This window comes from Humibacillus xanthopallidus, assembly GCF_006716675.1.
Lineage (GTDB): Bacteria > Actinomycetota > Actinomycetes > Actinomycetales > Dermatophilaceae > Humibacillus > Humibacillus xanthopallidus_B.
On record NZ_VFPM01000005.1, the window covers coordinates 92,808 to 105,289 of the forward strand.

Genomic DNA, 12,482 nt, shown 5'->3' on the forward strand with positions numbered 1-12,482 from the left:
GTGAGTGGTCCGTCGGTTGTCGTCGACTGGGCCCCCGACGGCTGGACGCACATCGGGGGGCCCGGCATGCACCTGCTCATCGGCCTCGACGAGGACGACGAGCAGACGCTCGTCGCGAGCGACGCCGCCGACGGTGGTGACCTCGACGACGTCATCGACGTGCTGACCTCCGGGGGCATGCGCAGCGCCCGTCACTTCGTCGGGGTGCACTGGCAGCCGCGCACCCGGCTCGTCGCCTTCGGACCCGTGGCTGCGACGGTGACGCTGCCCGACGGCTCCGAGCACGAGGTGCGCGCCGCGAGCCAGCGGGTCTGGACCGACCTCGAACTCGCCGAGCACCCGGCCCACGTGCGGTTGCGCGTGCTCGACGAGACCGAGGCGAAGCAGGCGCTGGAGCAGACGTCGGCGGTCACCCTGGGTGGTGCAGCCGCGTCTGCCCAGCCGGCCGCACCCGTCGCCGTGGAGCCCGTGCCTCCCGCACCCTCGCCGCCCGGCTCCGGAGCCGAGGAGCAGGCGAATCGCCCCGTGGCACAGGAGAGCTCGCCGGCCAAGGCCGAGCGGCCCGCCACGGGTGTCCCGACCTTCGGCAGCTCGACGGCCGCAGGCGCACCGACGAGCTCACCCTGGCAGCGCAGCTGGGCCCAGCACACTCCGGCAGCCTCGCCGGTGACGCCGGTGACGCCGGTGACGCCGGTGACGCCGGTGACGCCCGTGACGCCGGTAGCCCCGGCGCCTCCCGCGCCCGCGCTCACGACCCCGGCGGCCCCGGCACCAGCGGCCGAGGCCCCGCGACCGGAGCCTGTGCCGACGCCGGAGCGGCCGCCCCTCGACGTCGAGTCGACGCTGTCCGCACGTTCACTCGTCGAGTCCGCCCCCGAGCCCGCCGCCGAGCCCGCCCCCGAGCCCGCCCCGAAGCCGGCCGTCGCAGCGCCTCGCGCCGCGACCGACGCAGGCGACACCGCCACCGCACCAGGCACGGACGGCAGCGCGCCGCCGAGCTACGACTACCTCTTCGGTCACACGACGACCGTCGACGAGCACCGCCGCGTCCTTGCCGAGCTCGAAGCGCCGACCGAGGACGACGAGTCCGAGGCAGACGAGCAGGTCGACCCTCCGGAGGGCACCGCCGAGCCAGCGCTCGACGGACTGCCCGGCACCTCTGCCTCGCCCCACGTCGGGTCGAGCGGCGCGAGCTCCCTTGTCGTGCAGGCGCCCTCAGTGGTCGCACCGCCTCCGCCTCCAGCTCCGCCGACCGTGGCCGAGCCGGGCTCGCCCGAGGGCGGACTCATCTCGTCCGTCCCGTGGGCCACGCCTGCGGCCTCGCTCCCGACGCCCGCCGCAGGCGCTGCACCGGCCGAGCCGACGGAGCCCGAGCCGGAGGTGGCGACCTTCGCCGGACGGCATACGCCGCCGCCGGCGCCGACGCTGCTGCCCCCGGCGATCGTGCCCCCGCCCGGCACGCGCCCCCCGACGGCAGCGCCGATCATCACGACCGGCCCACCGCCGCCCACCCGGCCTGCGACGGACGTTGTGGCACAGAACGATCCGTCCGTCGCCGTGCCAAGCGCGGACCCCGCGACCGACGACGAGGCCGAGCTGACCGTCGACCGCAGCGCCCTGATCCAGGCGCGCGAGGCAGCCCGCAGCCAGGTCTCCACCGGCCCGAGCGTCCTCGCCGTCCTGTGCTCGTCGGGTCACCCGACGCCGCCGCACAGTGACCACTGCCGGGTGTGCGGTTCGGGCATCCCGCCGCAGGAGGCGTTCACGATGCCGCGACCCCCGCTCGGGGTGCTGCGCCTGTCGACCGGCGACGTCGTGACGCTCGACCGCAGCGTGCTGCTCGGGCGCGCACCGCGGCTCGCCGAGGGCCACACCGCGGCCGACCGCCCGCACGTCGTCAAGGTGCCGAGCCCGGAGCGCGACGTCTCACGCAACCACGTCGAGGTCGTCCTCGAGGGCTGGCACGTGCTGATCCGCGACCTCGGCACGACGAACGGCACGACCGTGGCCCTGCCCGGAGAGGCCCCGGTGCGGCTGCGCGCGAACGACCAGCAGGTGCTCGAGGCAGGCTCGCTCGTGTCGATGGCCGACGAGGTCTCCTTCGTCTTCGAGGCGGCGCCCTGATGGCCGGGCCGAGACGCTCTGCGGCCGGGCGCGCCACACCCCGCACGCCGCCGAAGATCCCGGGCCTCGTCTTCGTGCAGCCGCTCGGGTCCGGCGGCTACGCCGACGTCTTCCTCTACGAGCAGCAGAGCCCGCGGATGCCTGTGGCGGTCAAGGTGCTCAAGGCCGAGGGGCTCACCGACACGCTGCGCCAGCAGTTCGTCGAGGAGGCCGACACGATGGCCGCCCTCGGCGACCACCCCTACATCGTCCAGGTCTTCCGCGCCGGCACCTCCGACGACGGCCGCCCCTACCTCGTCATGAAGTACTACCCGCCGCCCAACCTCGCGATGCGGGCTCGAGCGGAGCGCTTCTCCGTCGAGGAGGTGCTGCGCACCGGCATCCAGCTCGCGAGCGCGGTCGAGACCGCCCACCGGGCCCACATCACCCACCGCGACATCAAGCCGGCCAACGTCCTCGTCAGCGCCTACGGCGCACCGGGACTCACCGACTTCGGCATCGCTGGGCGGGGTGCGCGCGACGGTGACGCCCCGCCCGAGGCCACCGACGATGTCGGCGTCTCCGTGCCCTGGGCGCCGCCGGAGGTGCTCTACGGACGGAGCAACGGCGACGAGCGCGCCGACGTCTACTCCCTCGCGGCCACGCTGTGGCAGCTGCTCGTCGGGCGCTCGCCCTTCGAGGTGCCCGGCGGTGACAACTCGGCGTATGCGCTGATGCCGCGGATCCGCAGCACCCCGCCGCCGCCGACCGGCCGCCCCGACGTGCCGGCGGGGCTCGAGCGCCTCCTCGCGCAGGCGATGGCGAAGGACCCGACCCAGCGGCCCGCGACCGCGCTCGAGCTCGCGCGGGCGCTCCAGGCCGTCGAGCAGCACCAGCGCCTTGCCCGCACCCCGATCGTCGTGCTCGACGAGCAGGGTCACACGACGCTCGTCAGCCAGACCCAGGGGTCGCCGACCGGACGCACGACCGAGGACGACGACCGCACGCGGGTCAAGGCCCCCCAGACCGTCCACGCCCAGCCGATGCTCCCGCCGCCCCCGCCGCCCCCGGCGCCGCCGGCGAGCGGACGCGCCGGTGATGCCGACGTCGATGACGAGACGCGCCGTCGTGGCCTCGAGCCCGCAGCGGGTCGGCTCTCACCGGCGCCGATGCCGATCCCGGCTCCCGGTCCGCCCGGCAGCCCGGGCGCGGCGCCGGGCCCCTACGACGCGGCCGGCTCGGTGAGGTCGCGTGCGACGACCGAGCCCACGACGAGCCACACGGCACCGCTCGACGCCCGGCACGGCGTCGCCTCCGATCACTCCGACGGTGCCACGGTGCGGCGGGCCCCCGCTGTCTCCGCAGACGCCGCCGGCGCAGCGACGTCGGAACGCACCGGGGCGCAATCGAACCCGTTCTCACGCCCGTTCGTCGTGTGGGCGCTCGCCGCGGGAGTGGTGGTGCTGCTCGGCATCGTGGCCTTCCTCCTGCTCCGCCCGTCGGCGAGCAGCACCGCGGCGAACGGCGACGAGCTCGCGCCGAGCCCGACGGTCTCGATGCCGGCCGACACCGCGGCCGTGCCCGACGGACTCTTCACGAAGCCGGCCGTCGCCGCCCGCTCCGGCAAGGGCGTCGTCACCTTCACCTGGACCTATCCCGAGGCGGCCGCGGGAGACACCTTCCGGGTCTACCTCGGGTCCACGCCGTCCGATGCCGACAACCCCGACCGCGCCAGGCGAGTGGGGTCCAAGACACCGACGTATGCCGTCAAGGCACCCGCCGGATCACCCGTGTGCGCCGTCGTCATCGCCGTGCGCTCCGGGCAGTCCTCGCCCGCCTCCGAGCCGGAATGTGAGACTCCGCAGTAGACAAACGAGCAAAAAACGGCGTCAATCGTGCAGGCGCGTGGAGTGGGGGCTTCTGCACGAGGCCGCCCCGCGGGCGGCACGAGGCTGACCTGAGGCCGCCCGGCCACCGTGACGAAGCCCGTCGTGACGCAACCATCGTGACGTAGCACCGACCATCGAGCGCTGACGCGCAGTCGACAGGGAAACAGGGGACCTGATCGTGATCCACAGCAAGGTGACAGTCGTGTTCTGCGGCGAGGAGCACTCCGTGTCACCGGAGACCGGCCTGACCATCGGTCGCTCCGGCGACCTCGAGGTCGACGACAACCCCTACCTGCACCGCACCTTCCTCGTCATCTCCTTCGACAACGGCTTCTGGTGGCTGAGCAACACCGGCTCCACGCTGACCGCCACGGTCGCCGACGACCAGGGCCTCTTCCAGGCCTGGCTGAGCCCCGGCGCCCGCATCCCGCTCGCCATGAAGACCCTCGTCGTGTGGTTCACCGCCGGGCCGACGACCTACGACTTCGAGATCCACGTCGCGAGCCCGGCCTTCCGCTCGGTCACCTCCGAGCCTCCCGAGGCCGGCGCCGACGGCGCTGCCGACGACGCCGGTGCCGCGACGGTCGGGCGGGTGTCGCTGACCCCCGATCAGAAGCTGCTCGTCGTGGCCCTCTGCGAGCCGTTCCTCCTGCGCCGCGAGGCCGGCACGAGCCAGATCCCGTCGTCGGCCGCGGCCGCCGAGCGGCTCGGCTGGGCCCTCACCCGCTTCAACCGCAAGCTCGACAACGTCTGCCAGAAGCTCGCCGACGCGGGCACCCGAGGGCTCCACGGCGGCGTCGGCAAGCTCGCGACCGGCCGCAAGGCGCGCCTCGTCGAGCACGCCCTCTCGACCAAGCTCGTCACCGAGGACGACCTCGCCCTCCTCGGCGCTGCCGATGGCGACGTCGCAACGAGCAGCACCACCACCACCAACACCACCACCGGCAGCGCACGCACCACACGCACCGCACCGAGCCAGGTGGCCGATCCGACCCGGGTGGTCGCGGCCGAACAGGGGAGATCATGAGCACCGCCGCCACGAAGCGACGGATCGGAGTCGTCTCGACCGTCGTCGTCGCGCTCGTCGCCGGGCTGCTGGTCTGGGTGGCCACGAGGAGCGAGGGCGAGGTCGTGCGCAAGGCCGACCTCAACGACGGCGGCGTCTGGGTCACGAGCAGCGAGCAGTCGCGCTACGGCCGCATCAACAAGGCCGCCGCCCAGCTCGACCTCGGCATCCTCGACGAGACCTCCAACGACTCCGGACTCGACGTGCTCCAGGACGGGGCGGCGGTCATCGGGCTGTCGCGGGCGGCCAACCAGATCATGCCGATCGACCCGATGGCCGGCACGCTCGCCGCCGAGCAGGCCGTCTCGCTGCCCAAGGCGAGCACCGCGACCGGCAACCGCGTCTTCACCGCCCCGGTCGTCGACCTGCGCGGAGGCACCGTCGCGATGATCGACCCGGCGACCGGCGCCCTCAAGGCCCAGCGCGTGCAGACCGGCACCGGGGTCTCGAGCCTCGACGCCCTCCAGACGCAGGCCAAGCCGCTCGCCAGGGTCGGCGGCAACGCCGCCGTGGCCGTCGGGGTCGACGGGAGCGTCTATGCCCTCTCGGCCGAGAAGGGCACCGTCTCGGTGCTCCGGCCCGAGGGCACGGGCTTCGCCAAGCCCGTCACCACCACGCTCGGCTTCACGTCGAAGTCGGCCCAGGTCACCGCGGTCGGCGACCACTGGGTGGTGTGGGACTCCGGCAGCGGCAGGCTCTGGTCCGACACCCTGCCCCAGCCCGAGCAGCTCTCCGTCGGGGGCACCCAGCCCGGCACCCCGGCATACGCGGCGCTCCAGCAGCCCGGCCCCGACGCGACGAGCGTGCTCGTGCAGGACGAGGCGCGCCTCACCCAGGTGCCGCTGACTGGGGACGCACCCCCGAGCGGCGGCGTCACGCTCTCGCAGGGCAGCCCCGGCCGGCAGCTCTTCCTCTCGCAGCCGGTGCGCCTCGCGTCGTGCATCCACGCGGCATGGGCCGGCCCGGCCAACGCCTACTACGGGCGCAACTGCGGCTCACCGGGCGACAGCGACACGGCCGACCTCGGCGCGATGAAGAAGGGCGTGCGCACCGACGGCGTCAAGCTGCGCGTCAACCGCGGTCTCATCGTGCTCAACGACCTCGACTCCGGGGCCGTGTGGGACGTCGACCGCGACCAGGTCAAGATCGACAACTGGGACTCCGTCATCCCGCCGCCGACGACCGACGACAAGAACACGAAGAAGGACGAGAACCTCGTCGACGACGAGCAGAGCAAGACCCCGCCCAAGGCCCAGAACGACGTCATGCAGGTGCGGCCAGGTCGCACCTCGACGCTCCACGTGCTCGACAACGACTCCGACAGCCAGGGCTCGATCCTCGCCATCTCGCCGGGCGACGTCGGACGGGCGAGCATCGACGCGGTGGCGACGAGCGCCTCGGCCGACGGGCAGACCGTCCAGGTCACCGTGCCGGACGAGCCGGCCTCCGACACGTTCTCGTTCGACTACACCGTCAACAACGGCACGACGGCCAAGAACGGCCGGGCGACCGCCAAGGTCACGGTCAAGGTCGTCGGCACCGGGGTCAACACCCCGCCGAAGCTGCGCGCGGGGCAGGGCAAGCTCGCCTCGGCGACCTACCCCGTCGTGGCGGGCAACCCCGTGCGCGTCGGCGTCGTCGCCGACTGGCGCGATGCCGAGAACGACCCCATCCAGGTGTCGGCGGGCGACCCCGTGACGACCGGCGTCGACGGCTCGGGCGCCCTGACGATCAGGGCGCGTGGTGACAAGGGCCAGCAGGTCGTCGACTACGTCGTCGACGACGGGCGCGGCGGCTCCACGCCCGCGACCGTCACCCTCGACGTGCTCTCCGAGGACGAGACCAAGGCGGTGCCGCCGCGCACCCAGCCCGACGTCCTGCGCGGCGTCGTCGGCAAGCCGGTGCAGCTCCAGCCGCTCGGCAACGACATCGCCGGCGCCGACCCCACCGACCCGCAGGCGCGGATGCGTCTCGCCCAGGCCGTCCGCGGCCCCGGTCAGCTGACCATCGACACCAACCTCGACACCAACGTGCTCACCGTCACCGGCCAGTCGCCGGGCACGACGACGATCACGTATGCCGCCCAGGTCGGCTCCGGGGTCAGTGTCGGTCGCGTGCGCGTCGACATCCTGCCCGCCCAGAACGGCGACCTGCCCCCCGTCGCATCGCCCGACAGCGCCGTGCTGCGCGGCCAGACCCCGGTCGTCGCCGACGTGCTCTCCAACGACTACAGCCCCCGCAGTGACGTCCTCGTCGTGCAGCGCGTCGTCACCGACGCGCCGTGGCTGCGTGCCTCGATCGTGCAGGGCCGGTGGGTCCGCGTCGAGGCGACGGCTCCGGCGAACGGCGACACGGCCCGCCGCGGCGTCGTCAGCTACACCATCAGCGACGGCACGAAGACCGCCGTCGGCCAGCTGTCCGTCGTGCAGAAGCCCCAGCCGAAGGAGAAGGTGCTGCCGACCGTCGTCGACGACGTGGCCACCGTGCGGGAGGGCGACGCCGTCACCATCGCGGCGCTCGACAACGACTCGATGAGCGAGGGCATCCCCCTCAAGCTCGACCCCGCCGCCGTCAAGGTCGTCTCCGGTGGCGGGCAGGCCTTCGCCTCCGGAACGGTCGTGCGCTACGTGCCAGAGCAGGCCGAGATGACCGGCCCCCGGACGGCGATCCTCGAGTACGCGACCTACCCCGAGGGCCTGCGTGCCCGGTCGGTGACCGGCCGCATCCAGGTGACGATCAACCCGCTGCCCGACGCGGTGAAGCGGCCCAACCAGCCCCCGACCGCCCGCAGCTTCTCCGCGAGCGTCACCGCCGGCGACACCCTCGCCATCACCGTCCCCACCAGTGGCGTCGACCCCGACGGCGACCTCGCCTTCGTCGGCGGCATCGTCGGTGAGGACGGCCGGGCCGTCGACCTCGAGCTCGGTCGCGTGCTCGGCTTCGGTGCGGCGACGATCCGCTACGAGGCCTATCCGCGAAGCTCCGGCACCGAGGTCATCCGCTACCAGCTGCGCGACCGCTTCGGCCTGTCGAGCGAGGGCTTCATCCGCGTCGGGGTCGTGCAGCCCGGTGACCCGCAGCCGCCCGTCGCCGTCGAGGACGACATCGTGGCCGCGCCGGGCCGCACCGTCCACGCCGACCTGCTCGCGAACGACCTCGTCGGGGCCGGCGACTCCGTGACGTTCGAGGACTTTGCCAAGCTCAACGACGACGACGTGCTGGCCGACTTCCAGCGGCAGAAGGACGACTCGTTCAAGGTCGTCGCACCGCAGGAGGACAAGGCGAAGGTTCTCACCTACGGCATCACCGACGGGCTCTTCGACGCGTCCCGGTCGACGCTGACCGTGCGCGGCCAGAAGGACTTCAACAACCCGCCCATCGCCGTCGACGACACGGCGACGGCGAAGCAGGGGGAGACCTCGGTCCTCGTCGACGCGCTCGCCAACGACCGCGACCTCGACGGCGACCGCGCCAGCCTGAGGATCACGAAGTTCGTCGGCGATGGCGTGAGCGCCGAGGGCAGGAAGCTGCGCATCCAGCTGCGGCCCCAGGCCCGGGTCGTGCCGTACGTCATCGAGGACGCCGACGGCGCCGTCGCCATGGCGCTCATCTACGTGCCCGCGGGGAGCAACGGCCTGCCCTACGCCGTCGACGGCAAGACCATCACGATGGGCACCGACTCGACCGTCAAGGTCGCACTCGGCGACTACGTCGCCGACCCGCGGGGAGGCAAGGTCACGGTGACCTCGCCCGAGACCGTCTCGACCTCGCCTGCCGACAACCTGCAGGTCGAGGTCACGTCCGCCTCCGATCTCACGCTCACCTCGACCGGCGGCTACGTCGGCCCGGCGGCTCTGATGCTCCAGGTGACGAACGCGACCGGCCAGGGCGACACCTCGGCACAGAAGGCCTATGTGACGATCCGCGTCCAGATCGGGCGGGAGGTGCCCGTGCTCCGATGCCCCGACCACGAGGTGGTGCTGGCCGCAGACGGTCCGGCTCGCACGGTCGACATCACCCGGCTGTGCCGGGTGTGGTGGCCCGACGGCATCGACCAGGGGTCGGCCCAGTTCGAGGCTGCGTGGGACCCGGCGATCGACCGGGTCGACCTCACCCAGCAGGGGGCCGGTGGCCGGCAGGTCGTCCTCAAGGCCCAACCCGCGGCCCAGGCCGGCGCGACCGGAGCGGTCTCGGTCAGGGCGCGCGGCGGGGCCGAGTCGTTCCCGATCCGCGTCCGGGTCACGAGCGCTCCGCCGCTCGCGACGCTCCGACCGGCAAAGGTCGAGGGCCTCATCGCGGGCACGAGCCGCACCGTGAACCTCGCGCAGTACCTCGACAGCCCGCTGAGCGCGCCGCAGTGCGCGATCGCCTCGAGCAGCGTCGCGAGCGGCGTCGGGGTGTCCGCGAGCCAGAACGGGTGCCAGCTGACCATCGCCGCCTCGGACACGGCTCGCGGCGACGCCCGGGTCTCCGTCTCGGTCACCGACGCCCCGGGGCGCTCGCCCGCCCTCGGTGAGGTGACGGTGACGGTGCGGAGCAAGCCGGACGCGAGCGCGGCCCCGTCGGCGGTCCCGGACCGCGTGCTCGGCAGCAGCGCGCGGGTCGACTTCCGTCCCCCGGCCTATGACGGCGGCCTGCCGATCCTTGAGTACGAGGTGACGGCGATCGGTCCCGGTGGCGGCCCGCGAGCCTGCCCGTCGAGCCCGTGCACCATCGACGGCCTGACGAACGGCAAGGACTACACCTTCACCGTCCGTAGCCGCAACGGCGTCGGGTGGTCCGACGCCAGCCCGCCGAGCAACACGGCTCGGCCCGACACGAAGCCTGAGGCCACCGCGATCGCCGACATCACCCCCGGTGACCGCAAGCTCTCGGTCAGCTGGACCCCGCCGCCCAACAAGGGCAGCGCGATCCTCGAGTACCGCGTCCAGTGGACCAACATCGGCGGCGGCGCCGGTGGCGGCGGCATCCAGGCCGTCCCGGCGCCGACGACGACGAAGGACGTCTCGGGCCTCATCAACAACGACGCCTACACGGTGCGCGTGCAGGCGAGGAACGAGGCCGGCTGGGGACCCTTCGGTCCCGAGGTCAAGGCGCAGTCCTTCGGCAAGCCGGCAGCAGTCCCGGCACCAACCCTCAACCCGCGGGAGCCGGTGCCCGGCGCTGCCAACGCGCAGGTGGCCATCTCGTGGCCCGCGACCGACGCCAACGGTCCGCCGATCACGAAGTACGAGGTCTACCGGCGCAGCGGCGGCGGGGCGTGGACCCTCATCGACACGGTGTCGGGCGGTGCCTCGCGCGTCAGCAGCGACACCGTGCCCTACCAGGGCCAGAAGCTCGAGTACGTCGTCACGGCCACCAACGGGGGGCCGGCCACGAGCGACCAGGCCAACTTCAGCTCCTACGTCGCGGACGGCATACCGCAGACCCCGAGCCTGCGCGCCGTCTCGACGCCGAACCCCGACTACAAGGCCAACGCGAGCTTCACGCTCGGCGACTCCCGGTCGCGCGGCTACGACAAGGTCAACTGGCGCGCGAGCGGGGGCCGCTCCGGGTCGTGGGACTGCTCGGCAGGCTGCTCCGGCGGCACCGCCGGCAACCTCGGCATCAGCAGCCAGTCGATGGACATCCAGGCGTGCAACGTCGCCGGGCGGTGCTCGCCGTGGTCGAACAACGTCGCCTTCCAGGCCTACGGACCGACGAACGCCATCCGCAACCCGGGCGAGCGGCACGACGACAACAGCATCACCTTCACGTGGAACGTGCCCGCCTTCAACGGCCGCGACATCACCCGCTACGAGGTCGCCGGTGACAAGAGCGAGACCTTCGGGGCCTCGCGCGAGTCGACGACGATCGGCGGACTGAACTTCGACACGACCCGCACCATCCGGGTGCGAGCCTTCGCGACCGATGCCGGGTGGGGGCCGTGGACCTCGATCACCGGCACGACGAACTCGGCGCCCAGGCCGTCGGTCGACGCGGTCTACAAGGGCGCCCAGTGCGGGGCCACGAGCGGGTGCCGCATGGACAACGGCGTGCAGTGCGGCTCGAACTGCAACTTCGTCGCCTACCGGCTGTCGAACTTCTCCGGCGCGATCAGCTGCGCGGTCGACAGCAGTGACGGCGGGTGGCCCGACCCCGACGACGGCAGCGGCTGGCGCATCGCGCCCCAGAACGGCGCCAACCAGTCGACGAAGTTCTACGGCTTCTCCGGCGGCTGGGTGAGCGTCACCTGCACCGGAAAGGGCGCCGACGGCAAGACCTACTCGCCACGTGGCGTCCGCAACCCGTGGGGCTGACCCGCACCCGCCCCCGCACCACCCGGCACGGCCCGGAACACCCAGACCTCTGCGAAAACCCTGACAGGAGAACGACACCCATGACGGCAACCCCCGCGACGAGCCCGATCACGAGCCCGATCACCAGCCAGATCACCCAGGAGCAGGTGACGTGGTTCGCGCACACCTTCGACCAGCTCGTCGCCAACATCGAGAAGGCGGTGCTCGGCAAGCAGCACGTCACCCGGCTCGCCCTCACCTGCCTGCTCTCCGAGGGTCACATGCTCCTCGAGGACTTCCCCGGCACCGGCAAGACCCAGCTCGCGCGAGCCCTGTCGGCGACGGTGCAGGGCACGCACAGCCGCATCCAGTTCACGCCCGACCTGCTGCCGAGCGACGTCACCGGCGTCACGATCTACGAGCCGACCAAGCAGAGCTTCGAGTTCCACCCCGGGCCGATCTTCGCGACCATCGTGCTCGCCGACGAGATCAACCGCGCCTCGCCCAAGACCCAGTCGGCGCTGCTCGAGGTCATGGAAGAGGGCCGCGTCACGATCGACGGCAAGCCGCACTCCGTCGGCGAGCCCTTCATGGTCATCGCGACGCAGAACCCCATCGAGCAGGCCGGCACCTACCGCCTGCCCGAGGCGCAGCTCGACCGCTTCCTCATGAAGGCGAGCGTCGGCTACCCCGACCACGAGGCGACCATCGCCGTGCTCGCCGACGCCAAGACGCGCGACCGCGCCAAGACCCTCAGCCCGCTCATCGCGAGCAACGTCATCGTCGAGATGAGCAAGCTCGCCGACGAGGTGCACGTCGACCCGGCGATCCTCGGCTACGTCAGCCGCATCGCCGAGGAGTCGCGCCGCCACCCGTCGCTCAAGCTCGGCCTGTCGGTGCGCGGCTGCCTCGCCTACGTGCGCTGCGCGAAGACGTGGGCCGCGAGCCAGGGCCGCACCTACGTCGTGCCCGACGACATCAAGCTGCTCGCCGAACCGGTGCTCTCGCACCGCCTGCTGCTCAACGCGGAGGCCCAGTTCGCCGGCACGACGGTCGGGCAGGCCATCGACCAGATCCTCGGCGACATCGCCCCGCCGGCCGAGCGCGCCTCCGCCTGAGGCGGACTCGCGCACCGACAGCACCACG

Annotated in this window: 5 protein-coding genes; all 5 read left to right on the plus strand. The window is 72.7% G+C overall.

The window, feature by feature from the left end; translation table 11 throughout:
* Positions 1–2,124: an FHA domain-containing protein gene (locus FBY41_RS22135; RefSeq protein ID WP_141847280.1), complete on the plus strand. Its 2,124-nt coding sequence runs from the start codon at positions 1–3 to the stop codon at positions 2,122–2,124.
* Complete coding sequence (locus FBY41_RS22140) at positions 2,124–3,971, plus strand: serine/threonine-protein kinase (RefSeq protein ID WP_141847282.1); 1,848 nt, start codon at positions 2,124–2,126, stop codon at positions 3,969–3,971. The genes FBY41_RS22135 and FBY41_RS22140 overlap by 1 nt, the downstream gene beginning before the upstream one ends.
* Before the next feature lie 199 nt (positions 3,972–4,170).
* Positions 4,171–5,019 carry a hypothetical protein gene (locus FBY41_RS22145; protein WP_375869898.1) on the plus strand — a complete coding sequence of 283 codons (849 nt, stop codon included), beginning with the start codon at positions 4,171–4,173 and terminating at the stop codon, positions 5,017–5,019.
* A complete protein-coding gene (locus FBY41_RS22150; protein WP_141847284.1) occupies positions 5,016–11,357 on the plus strand; it encodes an Ig-like domain-containing protein in 6,342 nt (2,113 codons plus the stop codon). Before FBY41_RS22145 ends, FBY41_RS22150 begins: the two co-directional genes overlap by 4 nt.
* Before the next feature lie 80 nt (positions 11,358–11,437).
* Positions 11,438–12,454, plus strand: coding sequence for an AAA family ATPase (locus FBY41_RS22155; protein ID WP_141847286.1), 1,017 nt, complete (start codon positions 11,438–11,440; stop codon positions 12,452–12,454).
* Positions 12,455–12,482 lie beyond the last annotated feature (28 nt).